19 protein-coding genes are annotated in these 19,027 nt (G+C 72.3%); 12 read left to right on the top strand and 7 right to left on the bottom strand.

The features are described 5' to 3' along the window. The first annotated feature begins 161 nt into the window (after positions 1-161). From OHA72_RS25995 to OHA72_RS26035, 9 genes are all read left to right on the top strand, one after another. Complete coding sequence (locus OHA72_RS25995) at positions 162-1,109, top strand: alpha/beta fold hydrolase (RefSeq protein WP_327010403.1); 948 nt, start codon at positions 162-164, stop codon at positions 1,107-1,109. Positions 1,110-1,272: 163 nt separating this feature from the next. Next, positions 1,273-4,005: a cation-translocating P-type ATPase gene (locus tag OHA72_RS26000; RefSeq protein WP_327010404.1), complete on the top strand. Its 2,733-nt coding sequence runs from the start codon at positions 1,273-1,275 to the stop codon at positions 4,003-4,005. After that, a complete protein-coding gene (locus OHA72_RS26005; protein WP_327010405.1) occupies positions 4,002-4,928 on the top strand; it encodes a polyphosphate kinase 2 family protein in 927 nt (308 codons plus the stop codon). The genes OHA72_RS26000 and OHA72_RS26005 overlap by 4 nt, the downstream gene beginning before the upstream one ends. A 53-nt stretch (positions 4,929-4,981) precedes the next feature. Then, the gene (locus OHA72_RS26010) at positions 4,982-6,805 is read left to right on the top strand and encodes a glycoside hydrolase family 15 protein (RefSeq protein WP_327010406.1); all 1,824 of its coding nucleotides are present in this window, start codon (positions 4,982-4,984) and stop codon (positions 6,803-6,805) included. Positions 6,806-6,913: 108 nt separating this feature from the next. Continuing rightward, the gene (locus OHA72_RS26015) at positions 6,914-7,702 is read left to right on the top strand and encodes a bestrophin-like domain (protein WP_327010407.1); all 789 of its coding nucleotides are present in this window, start codon (positions 6,914-6,916) and stop codon (positions 7,700-7,702) included. 17 nt (positions 7,703-7,719) lie between these two features. Continuing rightward, positions 7,720-8,076 carry a trimeric intracellular cation channel family protein gene (locus tag OHA72_RS26020; RefSeq protein WP_327010408.1) on the top strand — a complete coding sequence of 119 codons (357 nt, stop codon included), beginning with the start codon at positions 7,720-7,722 and terminating at the stop codon, positions 8,074-8,076. A gap of 109 nt (positions 8,077-8,185) precedes the next feature. Further along, entirely contained in the window at positions 8,186-8,347 is a 162-nt protein-coding gene (locus OHA72_RS26025) for a hypothetical protein (RefSeq protein WP_327010409.1), read from the top strand. Between the two features lie 16 nt (positions 8,348-8,363). After that, positions 8,364-8,630, top strand: a complete 267-nt coding sequence (locus OHA72_RS26030) for a prolyl oligopeptidase family serine peptidase (protein WP_327010410.1) — start codon at positions 8,364-8,366, stop codon at positions 8,628-8,630. Beyond that, a complete protein-coding gene (locus tag OHA72_RS26035; protein WP_327011997.1) occupies positions 8,519-8,779 on the top strand; it encodes a hypothetical protein in 261 nt (86 codons plus the stop codon). The genes OHA72_RS26030 and OHA72_RS26035 overlap by 112 nt, the downstream gene beginning before the upstream one ends. A gap of 92 nt (positions 8,780-8,871) precedes the next feature. Here OHA72_RS26035 and OHA72_RS26040 read toward each other — a convergent pair whose 3' ends face one another. The 7 genes from OHA72_RS26040 to OHA72_RS26070 are packed head-to-tail and all read right to left on the bottom strand — an operon-like array spanning position 8,872 to position 15,452. Further along, positions 8,872-9,453 (bottom strand): C40 family peptidase, encoded by a 582-nt coding sequence (locus tag OHA72_RS26040; protein ID WP_327010411.1) that lies wholly within the window; start codon positions 9,451-9,453, stop codon positions 8,872-8,874. After that, positions 9,420-9,839, bottom strand: a complete 420-nt coding sequence (locus tag OHA72_RS26045; protein WP_327010412.1) for a hypothetical protein — start codon at positions 9,837-9,839, stop codon at positions 9,420-9,422. Before OHA72_RS26045 ends, OHA72_RS26040 begins: the two co-directional genes overlap by 34 nt. Then, positions 9,836-10,933 carry a mandelate racemase/muconate lactonizing enzyme family protein gene (locus OHA72_RS26050; protein WP_327010413.1) on the bottom strand — a complete coding sequence of 366 codons (1,098 nt, stop codon included), beginning with the start codon at positions 10,931-10,933 and terminating at the stop codon, positions 9,836-9,838. The genes OHA72_RS26045 and OHA72_RS26050 overlap by 4 nt, the downstream gene beginning before the upstream one ends. After that, entirely contained in the window at positions 10,930-11,682 is a 753-nt protein-coding gene (locus OHA72_RS26055) for a serine hydrolase (RefSeq protein ID WP_442788676.1), read from the bottom strand. The genes OHA72_RS26050 and OHA72_RS26055 overlap by 4 nt, the downstream gene beginning before the upstream one ends. Then, the gene (locus OHA72_RS26060) at positions 11,679-13,427 is read right to left on the bottom strand and encodes an ABC transporter substrate-binding protein (RefSeq protein WP_327010414.1); all 1,749 of its coding nucleotides are present in this window, start codon (positions 13,425-13,427) and stop codon (positions 11,679-11,681) included. The genes OHA72_RS26055 and OHA72_RS26060 overlap by 4 nt, the downstream gene beginning before the upstream one ends. A 19-nt stretch (positions 13,428-13,446) precedes the next feature. Next, entirely contained in the window at positions 13,447-14,433 is a 987-nt protein-coding gene (locus OHA72_RS26065) for an ABC transporter permease (RefSeq protein WP_327010415.1), read from the bottom strand. A 2-nt stretch (positions 14,434-14,435) separates the two neighbouring features. Then, a complete protein-coding gene (locus tag OHA72_RS26070) occupies positions 14,436-15,452 on the bottom strand; it encodes an ABC transporter permease (protein WP_327010416.1) in 1,017 nt (338 codons plus the stop codon). 291 nt (positions 15,453-15,743) lie between these two features. On the opposite strand from OHA72_RS26070, the gene OHA72_RS26075 reads away from it, so the two are divergent. From OHA72_RS26075 to OHA72_RS26085, 3 genes are read left to right on the top strand one after another with little or no spacing between them, the layout of a single operon-like run. Next, complete coding sequence (locus tag OHA72_RS26075; RefSeq protein ID WP_327010417.1) at positions 15,744-16,076, top strand: hypothetical protein; 333 nt, start codon at positions 15,744-15,746, stop codon at positions 16,074-16,076. A 5-nt stretch (positions 16,077-16,081) separates the two neighbouring features. Next, a complete protein-coding gene (locus tag OHA72_RS26080) occupies positions 16,082-17,728 on the top strand; it encodes an N-acetylmuramoyl-L-alanine amidase (protein WP_327010418.1) in 1,647 nt (548 codons plus the stop codon). Then, positions 17,725-19,017 carry a C39 family peptidase gene (locus tag OHA72_RS26085; RefSeq protein ID WP_327010419.1) on the top strand — a complete coding sequence of 431 codons (1,293 nt, stop codon included), beginning with the start codon at positions 17,725-17,727 and terminating at the stop codon, positions 19,015-19,017. The genes OHA72_RS26080 and OHA72_RS26085 overlap by 4 nt, the downstream gene beginning before the upstream one ends. The last annotated feature ends 10 nt before the right edge of the window (positions 19,018-19,027 follow it).

Below are 19,027 nucleotides of genomic sequence, written 5' to 3' on the forward strand. Positions count from 1 at the left end.
CGTGAGCTGTGGGTACCAGCACACCTGAGCCCGATGGCGGGTCGTTGACCAATACGCTGAAAAGGGATCAAAGGTGCACGTCACAAGATTCTCAGAACTGGTGATAGGGCACCGATACCAGTAACGTATGCAACCAGCGACGCCTACCCGGGAGGGCTCGAGTGTCCGACGAGCGAGCCACACAACGCACGGTCAAGGCTCGTGACGGTCGGGACCTGCGGGTCGAGATCACCGGCGACCCTTCCGGTTCCCCCGTGTTCCTCCTGCACGGCACTCCCGGCAGCAGGGTGGGGCCCAAGCCCAGGGGCGGCGTCCTCTATCGCCTTGGCATCCAGCTGATCTGCTACGACCGCCCCGGCTATGGCGGCTCCCAGCGGGACATGAAACGCACGGTCGCCGCCGCCGCCTATGACGTGCAGGCGATCGCCGACGCCCTCGGCCTCGGCCGGTTCGCCGTCGTCGGCCGGTCCGGCGGCGGCCCCCACGCGCTCGCCTCCGCCGCCTGCCTGCCGGAGCGCGTGGCGAGGGCAGCCGTGCTCGTCGGCGTCGCCCCCGCCAACGCGGACGACCTCGACTGGTATGCCGGCATGACCGACGCCAACGTCCGGGAGTATTCGACCGCAGACGCCGACTGGCACAAGCTCGTCGAACGCGTCCGGTTGCAGGCCGCCCGGGTGCGCCGCGACCCGGTGAGTCTCGTCAAGTCCCTGCAGCAGCAGATGACCGATCCCGACCTGCGGGTCGTCGACGACATCGCGATCCAGCGCCTGCTCGCCGAGACCTACGCCGAGGCGCTGCGACCGGGGCCGTATGGCTGGATCGACGACATCTACGCGCTGCGGTCCGACTGGGGATTCAACCTCGCCGACATCCGCCAGCCGGTGCTGCTGTGGCACGGCGCCGACGACAACTTCTCGCCGGTCAGCCACGCGCGGTGGCTCGCGGCGCGGATCCCCAACGCGAAGATCCGCATCGAGACCGAGACCGCGCACTTCGGCGCCGTCGAGGTGCTCCCCGAGATCCTGACGTGGCTGACCGCCGCCGACGCGACCGGACCCCTGCCGGAGCAGGACCTGGTCAGCGCCCGCTCGGCACGCCCGGGCCTCTGAGCCTCCCGCGGCCGTCCCGGCCGGACGGCGCAGCGATTCCTGGGCCGCACGCCTGATACATCGCCTCCGCCGCGGGTAGTTGCGGGCGCCGGAGCGGCACCGCGCGATCCCTGCCGGGGCAGGGCGAGCGGCGCCGTGCCGTCCGACCCCAGGAGGCACGCCCGTGACGACCACGCTGCCGAAGGCCACCGCCGAGCGGTACCACACGTTGTCAATCGCCGAGGTGCTCGCGGTGGAGCGCGTCGAGCGCGACGACGGGCTGTCCTCGGTCGAGGTCGCGGCCCGGCGCGCGGCGTTCGGGCCCAACCGGTTCGCCGAGGCGCGCCGGGAGCCGAGATGGCGGGCCTTCGCACGCCAGTACGCCGACCCGATGCAGATCGTGCTGCTGTGCGCGGGACTGGGCAGCCTGTACCCGCTCAAACAGCTCGGCACCGGCCTGCTGCTGCTGGCGCTGACCCTGTTCAACGCGGTGCTCGGGCTGCGGCAGGAGGGCAAGGCCGCCGCCGCCGTCGCGGCGCTGCAGCAGATGATGGTCGTCAAGGCGCGGGTCCGCCGCGACGGGCGGCTCACGGAGGTGCCGGCCGAGGACCTCGTCCCCGGTGACGTGGTGCTGGTCGAGGCCGGTGACCTGGTGCCGGCCGACGGGCGCCTGGTGCGCGCCGCCCGCCTCGAGGTGGACGAGTCGGCCCTGACGGGGGAGAGCGTCCCCGTGGTCAAGGACGCCGCCACGGTACCGGGGGCGGACGCCGCGCTCGGTGACCGCGTCGACATGGTGTACATGCACACCAACGTCACCCGCGGCACCGGCGAGGTCGTCGTGACCGCCACCGGGATGGCGACCGAGGTCGGTGAGATCTCCGGCCTGCTGCAGACCGACCAGGGCGCCGAGACGCCGCTGACCCGGCAGCTGGCCCGGCTGACCGACCAGATCCTGGTGGTGGCCGGGGCGGCGCTGCTGCTGTCGGTGGTGGTGAACCTGGCCCGCGGCAACACGTTCCACGTGGTCTTCACCGCGGCGGTCGCGTTCGCCGTCTCCGCGATCCCGACCGGGCTGCCGGCGGTCGTGACGACGATGCTGTCGCTGGGCACGCAGTCCCTCGCGCGGGCGAACGCGATCGTCAAGCGGCTGCGCTCGACCGAGACGCTCGGCTCGACCTCGGCGATCAACTCCGACAAGACCGGCACGCTGACGCTCAACGAGATGACGGCCGTCGAGCTCACCCTGCCGGGGCGGCACTACACCGTGTCCGGCAGCGGCTACAGCACCGACGGCGACATCCGGCACACCGGCGGCGAGCCGGACGTGCCGCTGGAGCCGTACCTGCTGCCGCTCGCGCTCGCCTCCGACGCGGTCGTCGGTGACGGCGCGCTGGTCGGCGACCCGACCGAGGGGGCCCTGGTGGTCCTCGCCGCGAAGGGGCACCTCGACATCGCCGCCACCCGGCAGCGCTATCCGCGGCTGGCGGAGGTGCCGTTCGACGCCGCGTACAAGCTGATGGCCACGTTCCACCGCGTCACCGACGACGCGGGCCGGGACGTGGTGCGCGCCTACGTCAAGGGCGCCCCCGACCAGCTGCTCGCCCGAGCCGCCGCGGTCGACGTGCCGGACCGGCCCGGCCAGGCGCCGGCCGTGATCGACGTGGACCTGCGCGACCGGTACCTGGCAGAGAACGCGCGCCTGGCCGGGCAGGGGCTGCGGGTCATGGCCACCGCCCGCAAGGACTTCGACGCGGCCGGCTTCGACCCGCGCGGGGACCTGCTCGGCATGCTCGGCGACCTGACCCTGCTCGCGCTCGTCGGCATCGTCGACCCGCCCAGGCCGCAGGCGAAGACCGCGATCGCGACCGCCAAGGCGGCCGGCATCCAGGTCCGCATGATCACCGGGGACCACGCGGTCACCGCCGCCGCGATCGCCCGGCAGCTCGGCATCGACGGGCGCGCCATCACCGGCGCCGAGTTCGCCGCGATGAGCGACGAACAGCTCGCCGGCGAGATCGACGGCATCGGCGTCATCGCCCGGGTCACGCCCGAGCACAAGGTCCGCCTCGTCGAGGTCCTGCGGGCCAAGGGGCACATCGTCGCCATGACCGGCGACGGCGTCAACGACGCGCCGGCGCTCAAACGCGCCGACATCGGCATCGCGATGGGCATCACCGGCACCGAGGTGTCGAAGGAGGCCTCGGCGATGATCCTCACCGACGACGACTTCGCCACCATCGTCAAGGCCGTGGCCATCGGCCGCGGTCTCTACGACAACCTGCGCAAGTACGTGCTGTTCCAGATGGGCGCGCTCATCGGGTTCATCGTCACGTTCCTCGGCGCGAGCGTGCTCAACATCGCCTCCGGGGTGCCGCTGCTGCCGCTGCAGACGCTGTGGGTGAACTTCACGACCCAGGTCTTCCAGGCCGTCGGCATCGGCTCCGGGAAGGCCGCCCCGGACCTGATGACCCGCCGGCCACGCCGCGCCGACGAGGCGCTGCTGTCCACCCGGACCCTGCTCGGGCTGTCCGTCATCGGCCTGGTCATGGGCGCGACCACCCTGGCCGTCCTCTGGTGGACGGCCCGCGCCGACGGCCTGACCGTGGCCCGGACGATGGGGCTGACCACCTTCTCGATCCTCAACCTGGTGCTGTCCTTCACGGTGCGCAGCGACCTGCGCTCGGTGTTCAGCCTGGACACCTTCGACGACCGGCGGTTCCTGACGACCACCGGCCTGTCGGTCCTGGCGATCATCATGGCCACCGAGGCCGGGGTGCTCCAGCGGATCCTCGGCACCGTCGGGCTGGACCTGCGGCAGTGGCTGATCTGCGTCGTGGCGGCCGTGCCGCTGCTCGCCGTCGCCGAGGCGCGCAAGGCGGTGCTGCGGCACCGGGTGGCGCGGGAGGCCATGCGATGAGCGACATCCAGGCCGACCGGATCGCCCGGCTCATCGCGCCGCTGCGGGTCCCGGCCCGCGCGAAGCTGTGCCCCGGCCAGTACGACCCGGGGTACACCGGCGGGCTGCACCGCCACCGCGACGGCACCGACCTGCTGGAGCGCGGCGTCGCGCTGCTCACCGACTACCAGTCCCGCCTCGCCGCCCAGAACATCCACGGCGTGCTCGTCGTGCTCCAGGCGCTGGACGCCGCCGGGAAGGACGGCACGATCCGGCACGTGATGAGCGGGGTCAACCCGCAGGGCGTCCACGTGCACAGCTTCAAGGTCCCGTCGCCGGAGGAACTCGACCACGACTTCCTGTGGCGGTACGCGCAGCGCCTGCCCGGCCGCGGCGAGATCGCGATCTTCAACCGGTCGCACTACGAGGAGGTGCTGGTCGTGCGGGTCCACCCGGAGAACCTCGACCGGCAGCGCCTGCCGGCCGAGTCGCGCCGCGGCGACCTGTGGCGGCGCCGGTTCCGGGCGATCAACGCATGGGAGCGGCACCTCGCGGGCAACGGCTTCCGCATCGTCAAGCTCTTCCTCAACGTGTCCAAGGAGGAGCAGCGCAAGCGGCTGCTGGAACGCATCGACCGGCCGGACAAGAACTGGAAGTTCTCCGCCGCCGACGTGGCCGAACGGCAGCACTGGGACGCCTACCAGGACGCGTACGCCGACATGCTGTCGCACACGAGCACGCCCTGGGCGCCCTGGTACGTCATCCCCGCCGATCACAAGTGGTTCGCTCGGATCGCCGCGGCGGCGGTCATCGCCGACACCCTCATCGACATCGACCCGCGGTACCCGGCGGTGGACCGCGACGGCCGCCAGGAGCTGTTGCGCTTCAAGTCGGCCCTGGACGCGGAGTCACCCGGCGCCCGTCACCCCCGCAGGGCGAGGTGACCGCCGGGGTGACGGGGGAGCGTGGAGGGACCGAGCCACATAGGGGGACCGTCATGGACCGCTACCCGGACATCGGCAACCACGGGCTGATCGGCGACCTGCAGACCGCCGCGCTCGTCAGTGGCGACGGGACGGTGGACTGGTTCTGCTGCCCCCGCTTCGACTCGCCGAGCGTGTTCGCGTCCCTGCTCGACGCCGACCAGGGCGGGTACTGCCGGGTCAGGCCGGACGTCGAGCACTACGTGAGCCGGCAGCTGTACCTGCCGGACACCGCCATGCTGATCACGCGGTTCATGACCCCCGACGGCGTCGGCGAGGTCGCCGACTTCATGCCGGTCGCCGAGGGTGTGCCGACCGACCGGCACCGCCTGGTGCGGATGCTGCGCACGGTCCGCGGCACGATGCGATTCATGCTCGACGTGCGGCCCCGCTTCGACTACGGGCGCGCCCCGCACAAGCTCGACCTGTTCGACGAGGGCGCGGTCTTCTCCTGCGACAGCATGGAGCTGACCGTCCACCCGGTCGGCCCGGACAACCGGCGGCCCGAGGTGGAACGCGACGGCGACGACCTGCGGGTCGGGGTGACGCTGCGCGAGGGCGAGACCGCAGGCATGCAGCTGGAGTCGATGGGCGGGCGCCCGCGCCGCATCCCGCTCGGCGAGCTGGAGCACGTGGCCGAGGAGACCGCCCGGTTCTGGCGCGACTGGGTCAACGCCTCGACCTACCGGGGCCGCTGGCGGGAGATGGTGGCGCGGTCCGCGATCTCCCTCAAGCTGATGACCTACGCACCGACCGGCGCGCCCGTCGCCGCGCCGACCGCCGGGCTGCCCGAGCAGGTCGGCGGGGAACGCAACTGGGACTACCGGTACACCTGGATCCGCGACGGCTCGTTCTCCGTGCATGCGCTGCTCGGCCTGGGCTACACCGAGGAGGCCGCCGCGTTCGGCCGGTGGCTGCGCGACCGCACCGTGGAGAGCGCCGGCTCCTCGTCCGGCCCGTTGAAGATCATGTACCGGGTCGACGGCTCCTCCGATCTCTCCGAGGAGACCCTCGAGCACTTCGAGGGCTGGCGCGGCTCCCGCCCGGTGCGCATCGGCAACAACGCCGCCGACCAGTTGCAGCTGGACATCTACGGCGAGGGCCTCGACGCGCTGTACACCGCGGAGGGCAAGGGGCTCGGCATCGCCCACCAGGGCTGGGTCGGCGTCACCGGCATGATGGACTGGCTGTGCGACAACTGGGACCAGCCCGACGAGGGTGTCTGGGAGACCCGCGGCGGCCGCCAGGACTTCACCTACGGCCGGTTCCAGTGCTGGGTGGCGCTCGACCGGGCGATCAGGCTGGCGGACGCCGCCGGCCGCCCCGCCGACGTGGCCCGGTGGCGCACCGAACGCGACGCCGTCTACCGCCAGATCATGAGCCGCGGCTGGAACGAGCGGAAGGGCACCTTCACCCAGCACTACGGCTCCGATGTCGTCGACGCCGCGCTGCTGCTCATGCCGCTGACCGGCTTCGTCAGCCCGACCGACCCGATGTGGCTGTCAACGATGGACACCATCGAACGGGAGCTGGTGTCCGACAGCCTCGTCTACCGGTACAACCCGGGCGCCTCACCCGACGGGCTGCGCGGCCACGAGGGCACGTTCTCCATTTGCACCTTCTGGTACGTCGACGCCCTCGCCCGCGCCGGCCGGCTCACCGAGGCGCGGCTGGTCCTGCAGAAGATGCTGACGTACGCGAACCCGCTCGGGCTGTACTCCGAGGAGATCGGCCTCACCGGCGAGCAGCTCGGCAACTTCCCCCAGGCGTTCAGCCACCTGTCGCTGATCAACGCCGCGATCAACCTCGACCAGCGCCTCGACGACCGGGACTGCTGAGATCCTCACACATCCGGTGCCGCTCAACCTAGCCGTGCGTTACTCGGCGTAATTGTATTCCAACGTTCTGTGTCGCCCGGGGTGCTCCGCGGATTACCGTGTGACCACGTGGAACTGTGGCTCGTCCGGGACGTCCCCGCCTGGCTCGTCGGCCTCGTCGTCGTCGCCGGGCTGCCCGCCGTCACTCTCGCCTTCGACATGCTGATGCACCGCGGCCTGCCGCACGACCGGCTGCGCCGGCACAACGACGTCACCGGCGTCATCGTGGCCACCGTCGGCGTCGCCTACGCGATCGTGATCGGGTTGTGCGTGGTGTCGCTGTGGGAGGGCTACAAGGACGCCCAGGACACCGTGCGCAGCGAGGCGGTGAGCCTCACCCCGCTGGTCGCCGGCAGTGCCGTCTTCGGCGCCGACGTGCAGCGCTCGGTCGTCGCCGAGATCATCCGGTACGAGCAGGACATCATCGACGGCTGGGACACCCACCTCGGCACCAGCCCCGACGACCGCCGCATCGCCGACCTGGACCGGCTGGCGGCGCTCGTCGCCGCGCTGCGCCCCGAGACCGAGGCCCAGCGCGCGTTCGTCCAGCAGGCGATGGGGACCGTCGGCCGGGCCGAGCAGTACCGCCAGCAGGCCAAGTCCGAGGCCGAGGAGCGCCAGATGTCGCCCGTGATGTGGCTGGGCGTGCTCATGGCCACCGGTGCGCTGCTGATCCTGTGCCCGTTCTTCGGCCTCGACGACCCCGTCGTGCGGCGGATGCTGCTCGGCCTCGCCGCCGCGGTCATCGCCACCAACCTCTTCCTCGTCATCGAGATGAACTTCCCGTACTACGGCTCGTTCTCCGTCGACCCCGGCGCCCACCGCGCCGTCGTGGAGAACCTGCAGTCCGGCCGCTGAGCCCCGACACTGTTGGGATGTCGGTGGGCACGGTCGTGGACGTCCTGGAGCTGACCGGGCTGTACGTGCTCGCCACGTTCGGCGCGCTGATGGCCGTGCACAAGGGCTTCGACGTCGTGGGCATGGTCGTGCTGGCGATGCCCACCGCGCTCGGCGGCGGCGTCCTGCGCGACATCACCGCCCGCGAGACGCCGGCCCTCGTCCAGGTCGACACCGACCTGTACGCGATCCCGGCGGCGGCCGGTGCCACGGTCATCGCCGTGGCGGACCGGACAGGCATGCCCGTCGCGGCGTTCGCGGTGGGTGCGGCAGTGCTGGTCTTCGCGTTCCGCGTGGTCGCCATGCTCCGGCACTGGACCGCGCCGCGCGCCTGACCGGAGGTCGACGTCGATCGATCTTGCCTGGCCCTTCCGTGCGGCGATGCCGCCGTGGTAGACCGGCTTGAGCGCATTGCATAGAACTCCACCTATTTGAGGAGTTGTCATGGCCACGCACATCAGCCGTCGCACCGTGCTCGCCGCGGGGGCGGGCACCGTCGCCGGGCTGTCCCTGCCCGGCGTCGCCGCGGCCTCCGCCGGCGGCGGGCCCGCAGAGCACGTCGCGCTGGCTCGACGACGGCCCCGGCTTCGCACCGCTCATCCGTGAGATCATCGGCGGCCTCGTGCGCAGGCACCCGATCGACCGTGACCGCATCCTCGTCGCCGGGTGCAGCAACGGCGGGTACATGAGCCTGAAGATGACCGCGATCGACCCCGACCTGTTCGCCGCGTCGGTGCCGATCTGCGGCGTGGTCGCGTCCCAGGCGGGCGCCCGCCGGTGGTCAGCGACGCGGAGCTGGCGGCCATCGCCACGCCGACCTGGCTCGTCGCCTCGCTCGACGACACCACGGTCCCGCCGGCGCCCAACACGATCCACGCCCACGACCTGATCCCCGGCTCGCTGATGACGCTCTACGACCACGTCGTCCGGGACGGCTACCAGTTCCCGGGCCACTGGTCGTGGATCTACGTCGCCCGCAACGACCCGAGCATCGACGGTACCCACATCTGGCAGTGGATGGCCCGGCAGCACCGCTGAGCGGCGAGCAGTATGACGGCGGCGGCGAGCAGGGCGACGCAACGCATGACCAGGCACTGGAGATCACCGCGCGGGCGGCCGCTGCCCGGCGGTCAGGGGCGGCGGACGCCGACGAGGGTCGCGGCCCGCTCCGGCGGCATGGGCTCCTCGACGACCCGGTGCTGTGCCTGCGACGCGTGCAGCATCCGGCCCGGCGTGGTGCCGGCGGCCGGGGTGACGACGATGCCGACGTGGTGGGGGCGCGCACCGGGGCGGGCGAAGAAGTACAGGTCGCCGGGGCGCTCGCCGCCTCGGGGCACGGGGGTCGTCGCGGCGGACTGGTCGTGGGCGTCGCGGGGCAGGCGCACGCCGAGCCGGCGCCACGCCAGATGGATCAGGCCGGAGCAGTCGATGCCGAGGGTGGACAGGCCGCCCCACACGTACGCGGCGCCGTGGAGGCGGCGGGCCACGGCGAGCGCCTCGTCGCCGCTCGGCGGGCCCGCCGGCACCGGCGCGAGGTCGCCGGAGCGCACCCACAACGGCGCCTGCCGCCCGGCCACGCACACCGCCAGCCAACCACCGCCCGCCGCCCCGCAGCCTGCCGCTCCGGCCGCGCTGCCGGCCGCGCTGCCGTCCGCTGCCCCGGCCGCCGCGGCAGGGGTCAGCAGGGTGCCGAGCACGACGCCGGGCAGCACGACCCGCCCGGCGGGGCGTCGTGCAGGGCGGTGGACACGGCGTCGACCACCAGCGCCGCGCCGTCCGCCTCGGCGGTTCCGGGAACCTCGGCGAGCTGCGCGGCGCGCATCCAGCCCGGGTAGCCGCGGGCGTCGAGGCCCGGGGCGGGCTGGCCCGGCGCGACGACCCTGGCCCAGCCGTCGGGCCGTACCTCGTCGACCAGCACCCGGTCGCCGAGCAGCAGCTGGGTGACCACGCCGCTGTCGATCTGCTCCCCGGGTGTCATCGCGGCGATCCACGCCCCGATGTCGGGTTCGTCCCGCAGGGCCGCGGCGTCGCTGGGCCGGGTCTGGTCCGGCGCCGCCCACAGCGTCGCCACCGTCACCGCGACGGCGGCCCGCTTCACCGGCCCTCCAGGGTGACGCCGAGGCCGGGACCGTCGGGCAGGTGCACGCGGTCCCGCTCGTACCGGATCCCGCCCTTCACCGGCGAGGACGCCAGCCACCACGCGGCGTCGAGGTCCGGCACGGCCGTGGTGCCGTAGGCCGCCACGAGACTCGCCGCCGCACCGACCCCGACCTCGGTCTCCATCATCGAGCCGACGAGGGTGCCCATGTCGTGCGCGGCGGCCAGGTCGAGCAGCGTGCGCGCCGGGCCGATCCCGCCGCACTTGGCGAGCTTGACGTTGACCAGGTCGGCGGCCCGCCGGCGGATCACCTCGACGAGGTCGCGGACGCCGAACACGGCCTCGTCGGCGAGGATCGGTACGCCGACGCGGTCGCTGACCCAGGCGAGCCCGTCGAGGTCGTGGCGGGGGACCGGCTGCTCGACGAGTTCGACGTCGAGACCCGCGTCCTCGATGCCTCGGATGACGCGGACCGCCTGCCGCGGGGTCCAGCCCTGGTTGGCGTCGAGCCGCAGCAGCACGTCGGGGCCGACGGCGGCCCGGATGTCGCGGACCCGGGCGAGGTCCGCCCCGGCGGCGTCGCGTTCGCCGGCGCCCGGCTTGCCGACCTTCACCTTGAGCACCCGGAAACCCTCGCCGACCCGGGCGTGCGCGGCGGCGGCGAGCTCCCGCGGGCTGCCCGCGGCGAGGGTGACGTCGGTCGGCACCGATGTGGCCACGCCGCCGAGGTACCGCACCAGCGGGACGCCGGCCCGTCGCGCGGCGAGATCGTGCAGGGCGACGTCGACGGCGGCCTTCGCGCCCTCGTTGCGCTGCACCGCCCGCTGCACGAGCCGGGTGTTGCCGGCCACGTCGTCGGCGTCGCGCCCGGTGAGCAGCGGACCGAGGAGCTGCTGGACGCATGCCTCGGCGCCGGCCACCGAGCCGCCGGTCACCTGCCACACCTGCGGCGCCTCGCCGAGGCCGCAACGGCCGTCGCCGTCGACGACCTCGACCAGCAGCGACTCGACGGTCGTGGCGCTGCGCAGGGCGGTGACGAACGGGGTGTGGAACGGCGCTGACACCCGGTGCGTGCGCACGTCCTTGATGGTCACGGGTGCTGCTCCTCCCAGACGGTCCGCGCGATGCGGGCGATGAGCGACGGCGCGTCGGGCACGCCGGTGGTGCAGACGGCGATGGCGTACGGGGGTGCGTCCCCGGGCAGCACGACACCCGCGCTGTGCCGCACCCCGTCGACCCAGCCGCTCTTGAACGCGACCCGGACCCCGTCGGGCACCCCGGCCGCGACGTCGGTGCGGTCCTCCTGCGCGGCGAGCACGTCGAGCATCCGGGCGCAGGAGCGGCGGGTGGCGACCGTGGCGGCGGCGATGCCGGAGAACAGCCGGGCGAGGTCGGCGGCGGTGACGGTGTTGGTGATCCCGGCCGCTTCGGCGGCCCGGTCCTCGATGCCGCGGCCGGTGTGGCTGCCGGTCGCGCCCGCCGCCCGCCACGCCTCCGCGACCGCGGGCAGCCCGACCTCGGCGAGGAGCAGGTTGGTGGCGAGGTTGCTGGAGCGCACGATCATCCGCCGGGCCAGCCAGTGGACCGGCGCGGCGCCGCCGAGCCGGTCCCACACGTCGTGTTCGTTGTCGTAGCCGGGGTCGCAGGCGAAGCGGGTGCCGGTCGCCGACGCGAAGTCGTTGACGACCGGCACCGGCGCGTCCAGGTCGAGGGTGCCGGCGTCCGCCGCCCGGTACACGGCGACGAGCACCGACACCTTCATCATGCTGGCCGCGTAGTGCGCCACGTCCGGCAGGCGTGTGCAGGAGGACCCGGGGGACACCGAGAGCAGGCCCCGCGTCACTGCTTCACGTATGCGTTGGTGACCGCGACGCTGCCCCAGATGGAGTCGACGAAGATGCCGCCGACCTTGGAGCCGTGGATGGTGAACATGACGTCGACGTACAGCGGCACGACCGGCGCGTGCTCCAGCATGATCTTCTCGTCGAGCTTGCCCCACTCGGCGCCCTGCTCGGCGACGGGCATGGCCAGGACCCGGTCGAACTCGGCGTTGAGCGCGGGCGCGTTGAGGTAGGAGGCGCCGTTGTTGCTGCCGCCGTCCTTGATCGCCCGGCCGTCGTAGAGCACCGGCAGGATCGAGGCGCCGCTGGGCCAGTCCGCGCCCCACGAGCCGATGTACAGGTCCCAGGGGTTGCCCTTCTTCTTCGTCTCGTCGAGGAACGTGTCCGCCGCGATCGGCTTCAGCGTGATCTTGAAGCCGGCCTTCTCCAGGTTGCCCTTGAGGTGGGTGCTGAGCTCCTGGTTGCGGGCGTCGTCGGGGAACCCGAGGACCAGCTCGGGCGTGGCGCCGCCGAGCAGCTCCTTCGCCTTGTCCGGGTTGCCGGTGCGGCCGGCCGGGTACGCGTCGTAGTTCTTCCAGCCGATCGTCGCCGGGGGCATGAGCGTGGTGACGGCGCGGGCGACGGTGTCGCCGCCGAGGGTCTTGACGATGCCGTCGCGGTCGATGGCGTAGTTGAGCGCCTGGCGGACCTTCAGGTCGGTGACCCGGTCGTTGTTGATGGTGAGCGTGTATTCGCTGGGCGTCGGCTCCTGCAGCGTGCGCGCCTTCAGCGCCGGGTCACCGACCACTTTGGACACCAGCGAGGAGTCGACGCCGTTGAACGACACGGCGGTCGCGTCGGCCCCGCTGTCGGCGATGATGCGGTTGGTCTGGGTGACCGGGTTGGCGCCGAACTCGTAGACGTACGTGTCCGGGTACTGGTGGCGCATCGCGTCGGTCGCCGGGTCCCAGTGCGGGTTGCGGTCGAACGTGAGCCGCGTGCCGGCCTCGTTCTTCGCCAGCTTGTACGGGCCGGAGGAGAAGGGCTGCTTGTCGTAGTCGGTGCCGGTGTCCTTGGCCGGCGGCACCGGCGCGGTCGCCGGCAGCGACACCGCGAACGGCAGGTCACAGTGCGGCTTGTTGAACGCGAAGCGCAACGTGCGCGGGTCGGGGGTGCTCAGGCCGGGCGGCAGGGACGTCTTGTTCGCGGCGAAGTTGAACTTGGTGTCGAACTGGGGCGTGTCGGCCAGCCACTCCTGGATGTAGGTGGGCCCGCCGGTCAGCGCCAGGTCGAAGGAGCGGGCGATGCCGTAGGCGATCTCCGCCGACGTGATCGCGCTGCCGTCCTCGAACTTCACCCCCTCCTTGATCTTGAACTCCCACGTCTTGCAGTCCTTGTTGACGTCGGTGCCGGGCGTCTCGGCCAGGTCGCCGACGAGGACGACCTTGCCCTTGCCGTCGTCCTTGTACGTGGTGAGCCGCCGCGCGTACAGCTGCGAGGCGGTCAGGCCGACGAAGGAGTACACCCGCTGCGGGTCGAGGTGGGAGACCTTGCTCTGCCGCAGGACGGTGACGGTGCCGCCCTTGGCCGCGCCGGGGACCTCCGCCGCCGGCCCGCGCGAGTCCTTCGGGTCGGTGGCGATCGAGCCGCTGGCCTGCCGGTTGGCGTCGGGTTGCGCGTCGTCGTCGGTGCGCTTGTTGTTGCTGCACGCGCCGAGCCCGGCTACGAGTGTCAGCAGCACCAGCGCTGTCAAGGGTTTGCGTGGCATGTCGTCCTCCTCTTTCTGTTCACCGCAACCGGACCCGGGGGTCGATGATGGTGTAGAGCACGTCGACGACCACGTTGGCCACGACGATGAAGGCGGCGGCGAGCAGGACGGTGCCCATGATCGTGGGCAGGTCGCCGTCCTTGACCGCGTCGATCGCGGTCCGTCCGAGACCCCGCAGGCCGAAGGTGGTCTCGGTGATGACGGTCCCGCCGAGCGCTGCGCCGATCTCGACGCCGGCGGTGGTGACGAGCGGGGTGACGGCGGCGCGCAGCACGTGCCGGCGCACGACGGTGCGGTACCGCAGCCCCTTGGCCTCGGCGGTGCGCACGTAGTCCTCGGACAGCGTCTCCAGCAACTGCGCGCGCGACAGCCGGGCATAGACGGCGGAGAACAGGATCGCCAGGGCGCACCACGGCAGGATCAGCGCGGTCGCCCAGTCCCACGGGTTGTCCAGGATGGAGGTGTACCGGGGGTAGGGCAGGACCTTGAGCGTGTAGACGAAGACGAGCAGCAGGACGCCGCCGACGAAGTACAGCTGCAGCGAGGCCCCGGTCAGCGACATGCCGATGGCGAGGCGGTCGAAGACGGTGCCGAGGCGCAGCGCGGAGAGCATGCCCAGGCCGATGCCGACGGCGAGCCACAGCAACGAGGCGGGCACGACGATGCTCAGCGTCACCGGGATGACCCGGGCGAAGGTCTCGGTCACCGGTTCGCCGTTGACGTAGGACCAGCCCAGGCACGGCGCGTCGCAGTGCCCGCCCTGGGAGGCGCCGAGGTCCCGGCCGGCGAAGATGCCCTGGACGTAGTGCAGGTACTGCACGTGCTTGGGGTCGTTGAGACCGAGCTCGGCGCGGACCCGTTCGAGGCGGGCCGCGTCGCAGTTCTTCGGGCACATCGCGGTCGCCGGGTCGCGGGGGAGGGCGAAGAACATCAGGAACGTCAGGACGCTCACCGCGAACAGCGTGAGGATCGCCAGGAGAATCCGCCGGAGCAGGAAGTTGAGCACGGCTACCGCGCCGATCTGGGGGCTGAACGGGGGTCGAGCGCGTCGCGGACCGCGTCGCCGAACAGGTTGAACGCGAGGACCAGCACGAAGATCGTGATGCCCGGGAAGCACACGTACGCCGGGTCGGTCTGCAGGTAGTTGAGGCTGCGGAAGATGGTGCGGCCGAAGTCCGGGGTCGGCTCCAGCATGCCGATGCCGAGGAAGGACAGCGCCGCCTCGCTGGTGATATACGCCGGGATCGACAGCGAGAACACCACGATGATCGGCGCCCACAGGTTGGGCAGCAGCTCCTTGAACAGGATCCGCGCGGTGCGGGCGCCGGTGGCCCGGGCGGCCTCGACGAACTCACGTTCGCGCAGCGACAGCACCTGCCCGCGGACCAGGCGGGCGGTGGCCGTCCAGCCGAACGCGGCGAACAGCCCGATCAGCACGATGACCCGGAACCAGCCCGGCACCGCCTCCCGCGGCCCGTAAAAGGCCAGCTCCAGGGGGCGGATCAGGGCGAGGGTGAAGATCAGGAACGGCAGGGCGAGGGCGACGTCGGTGATCCAGTTGATGACCGCGTCGACCCAGCCGCCGAGGTAGCCGGAGACGATGCCGGTCAGCACGCCGAGGGTGGTGGTCACCAGCGCCGCGGCGAACGCGATGCCGAGCGAGGTGCGCATCCCGTAGACCATCTGGATGAACACGTCGCGGCCGAGGCCGGGCTCGATGCCGAACCAGTGCTGCGTCGTGACGCCGCCGGCCACGCCGTACGGCATGCCGTAGCGGTCCAGGTCGTCCTTGAAGGAGTCCTGCGGGCTGATGCCGTAGGCCGCCTCGATCAGCGGCGCGGCCAGGGCCACGACGATGAGCAGCGCCGATACGACGCCGCTGACCAGGGCGGTGCGGTCGCGCCGCAGGCGCAGCCACACCGCCTGCCCGAGCGTCCGGGCGGCGATCGGGCCGCCCGGGCCCCCGTCCGCTGCGGGCGGGTCGGTCTGGCCCGTCCGCTGCACATCCAGCGGCACCACGCTCATCGCGCCCACCTCCCACATCGAAGGCATCGAGTGTAGATAACCGCCGGATGGCGACGTTAGAGTGAAGGTAATCTACGAACCCGTCGCCGTCACCGGTCGGTTGTAACGACTCTGCAAAACCTATCGGATCGACCCCGGTGCGCAGCGCCGTGCGTAAAATCCGCGAAAACGGTCAAAACGGCACCGGGATGTGAAGGTTACCAACACTCCGAAGCAACTGGCCGCAAGGGATTGACGTCAAAGATTGTTGTGCGTCACGCTGTGCCGAGCCACCCGCAGTCAGGAGGTTCGATGCGCCGACGTCGCTCCCTCACCCCGGCAGCCACCCTCAGCGCCGCGATGGTCCTCGCGCTGAGCGCCGCCACCCTGCCCGCCGGCGCCGCGTCCGCGGCCGGGCCCGACACCCGCCAGGCCGTGTACGCCGCCGCCTCCGCGGCCTGGGGCGTGCCGGTGAACGTCCTGCTCGGCGTGTCCTACCTGGAGTCACGCTGGGACACCAACCACGGCGCGCCCAGCACCGGCGCGGGCTACGGCCCCATGCACCTGACCGACGCCGCGACCCTCGCCGCCGCGGCCCACCACCAGACCGGCACCGACGCACGCGGCGACGACGCGCGCCCCTGACAGCGATGCCGGCGGCCGCGGCGACCGCGACCGGGCCGCAGCTGCAGACGCTGCAGCGCGCCGCGGAGCTCACCGGCACACCCGCCGCAACGCTGCGGACGGATCCCGCGGCGAACATCCACGGCGGTGCGGCGCTGCTCGCCGCCTACCAGCGCGACGCCGGCGGCCCGGCCGGCGCGGGCAGCGACCCCGCCGCCTGGTACGGGGCGGTCGCGAAGTACAGCGGCGCCGACACCACCGGCGCCGCGGCCGCCTTCGCCGACGAGGTCTACGCGACCCTGCGCGACGGCGCCGCCCGCACCACCGACGACGGGCAGCCGGTGACCCTGCCCGCGCAGCCCGGCATCGCCCCGGTGACGTCCACATTGGACCGTCTCGGGCTGCGCCGGTCGCCGCCGCGCCCCGACGGCCTGGAGTGCCCGGCCGACCTGTCGTGCGAGTGGATCCCCGCACCCTACGAGCAGTACGGCGCCACCCCCGGCGCCTACGGCAACCACGACCTGAGCGACCGGCCGCAGCGGCAGCGGATCGAGTACATCGTCATCCACGACACCGAGACGGACTACGCCACCACGCTCGACCTGGTGCAGGACCCGACGTACGTCAGCTGGCACTACACGCTGCGCTCCGCCGACGGGCACGTCGCCCAGCACGTGCGGACCAAGGACGTCGCCTGGCACGCCGGCAACTGGTACGTCAACGCCAAGTCGGTCGGCCTCGAGCACGAGGGCTACGCCGCGCAGCAGGGCGCCTGGTACACCGAGGCGATGTACCGCGCCTCGGCGAAACTGGTGCGGTACCTGGCGGCACGGCTGGCCATCCCGCTGGACCGCCAGCACATCATCGGCCACGACAACGTCCCCGGCACCGTGCCCTCCACGGTGCGCGGCATGCACTGGGATCCCGGCCCCTACTGGGACTGGGGCCACTACTTCGACCTGCTGCACGCGCCGTTCATCACGTTCGGTACCGCACGGACCGGGCTCGTCACGATGGACCCGGACTACGGCACCAACCAGCCGCCGTACACCGGCTGCACCGGGACGCCGGACAACCCGTGCCCGCCGCACGGCTCGTCGCAGGTGCTGCTGCGCTCCGCGCCCGCGCCCGACGCGCCGCTGCTGACCGACCTCGGGCTGCACCCGGGCGGCGAGCCGGCCACGATGCAGATCGCCGACCACGGCGCCCGGGCCGCCGCCGGGCAGACCTACGCGGTCGCGGAGCGCCGCGGCGACTGGACCGCGATCTGGTACCTCGGCCAGAAGGGCTGGTTCTTCAACCCGCCCGCGCGCCCCGCGGCGAAGTGGTCGACCGGCCTCGTCGTCACCCCCAAGCCCGGCAAGGCCAGCATCCCCGTGTACGGGCGGGCCTACCCCGAGCAGTCCGCATACCCGGCCGGCGTGCCCTACCAGGCGGTCACCCCGCTGCAGTACACGTTCAGCGCAGGCCAGCGGTACACCCTCGGCGGCGTCGTGCCGGGCGAGTACTACCGGGCCACCACGTTCGCCGGCACCAGCCCCGGCGACTGGACGGTCATCCGCGGCCAGAACAGGTACGCGCAGATCCAGTTCGGGCACCGCGTCATGTTCGTCAACCTCGACGACGTGCAGATCCTGCCGTCGTTCCTGCCCGCACCTCCGGAGAGGTCATGAGACGATCCGTCGCCGTCGTCGTGCTTGCCGTCGCGTCGCTGCTACCGGCCGCCCCCGCGGTGGCCCACCCGGGACCGGTCCGCCACGACGAGCAGATCACCTTCCACCGCTGGCAGTCCTACCCGCAGTGGCGCAGCGGCACCGCGGAGGGCACCCGCGCGGTGCCCGGCCGCACGCCGTACCTGACCATCGGCCGGCCCGCGGGCACCGCCGACGGCTGGGAGTACGCGACCTGGACCTCGCCGGTGCAGCGGATCGGCTTCGGCGCCAGTGAGCTCGTCGCGTCGTGGAACGCCGCCACCCCCGCCGGCACCTGGCTGCAGGTCGAACTGGAGGGCACCTACACCGACGGCCGGGCGACCCCGCGGTACGTCATGGGCCGCTGGGCCAGCGGTGACCAGGACATCCGGCGCTCCTCCGTGGACGGGCAGGGCGACGGCGTGTCGTCCATCTGGACCGACACGTTCTCCGTCGACGACGCCTCCGCCGGCGTGCTGCTGCAGTCCTACCGGCTGCGGGTCACCCTGTACCGCAGACCCGGCACCACCGCCGCGCCCCGCGTGTATCTGGTCGGCGCGATGGCGTCGCTGGTGCCGGACCGCTTCACCGTCCCCGCGAGCGCCGGCCACATCGCCTGGGGCCGCGAGCTGGCGGTGCCGCGCTACTCGCAGAACATCCACGAAGGCCAGTATCCGGAGTACGACGGGGGCGGCGAGGCCTGGTGCTCGCCGACGTCGACGGAGATGGTCGTCGAGTACTGGGGCCACCACCCGAGCGCGGAGGACCTCGCCTGGGTCGACCCGTCCTACGCCGACCCGCAGGTCGACCACGCCGCCCGCAGCACCTACGACTACACCTACGAGGGCGCCGGGAACTGGCCGTTCAACACCGCGTACGCCGCGACCTACGGCCTCACCGGCATCGTGACCCGGCTGCACTCCCTGGACGAGGCCGAACGGTTCATCGCCGCCGGCATCCCGGTGATCACGTCCCAGTCGTTCCTGGCCACCGAGCTCACCGGCGCGAACTACTCGACGTCCGGGCACCTGTTCGTCATCGTCGGCTTCACCGCGACCGGCGACGTCATCGTCAACGACCCCGCGTCCTCGTCGAACGACGCGGTCCGCAACGTCTACAGCCGCGCGGAGTTCGAACAGGTGTGGCTGCGCACGAAGCGGTACCGCGCGAACGGCACCGTCGCCTCCGGCAGCGGCGGCATCGCGTACCTGATCGCCCCACCCACGGCGCACTGGCCGCGGGTGCCGGGCTCATCCAACTGGCTCGTCTGAGGTGGCCTTC

The sequence above is a fragment of the Dactylosporangium sp. NBC_01737 genome (assembly GCF_035963215.1).
GTDB lineage: Bacteria > Actinomycetota > Actinomycetes > Mycobacteriales > Micromonosporaceae > Dactylosporangium.

Bases quoted from the DNA above. Each gene is read 5' to 3' on its own strand.
- OHA72_RS26085 (WP_327010419.1), top strand. From the start codon at position 17,725: ATGAGACGATCCGTCGCCGTCGTCGTGCTTGCCGTCGCGTCGCTGCTA.
- OHA72_RS26075 (WP_327010417.1), top strand. From the start codon at position 15,744: ATGCGCCGACGTCGCTCCCTCACCCCGGCAGCCACCCTCAGCGCCGCG.
- OHA72_RS26060 (WP_327010414.1), bottom strand. From the start codon at position 13,427: ATGCCACGCAAACCCTTGACAGCGCTGGTGCTGCTGACACTCGTAGCC.
- OHA72_RS26080 (WP_327010418.1), top strand. From the start codon at position 16,082: ATGCCGGCGGCCGCGGCGACCGCGACCGGGCCGCAGCTGCAGACGCTG.
- OHA72_RS26025 (WP_327010409.1), top strand. From the start codon at position 8,186: ATGGCCACGCACATCAGCCGTCGCACCGTGCTCGCCGCGGGGGCGGGC.
- OHA72_RS26020 (WP_327010408.1), top strand. From the start codon at position 7,720: ATGTCGGTGGGCACGGTCGTGGACGTCCTGGAGCTGACCGGGCTGTAC.
- OHA72_RS26005 (WP_327010405.1), top strand. From the start codon at position 4,002: ATGAGCGACATCCAGGCCGACCGGATCGCCCGGCTCATCGCGCCGCTG.
- OHA72_RS26010 (WP_327010406.1), top strand. From the start codon at position 4,982: ATGGACCGCTACCCGGACATCGGCAACCACGGGCTGATCGGCGACCTG.
- OHA72_RS26070 (WP_327010416.1), bottom strand. From the start codon at position 15,452: ATGAGCGTGGTGCCGCTGGATGTGCAGCGGACGGGCCAGACCGACCCG.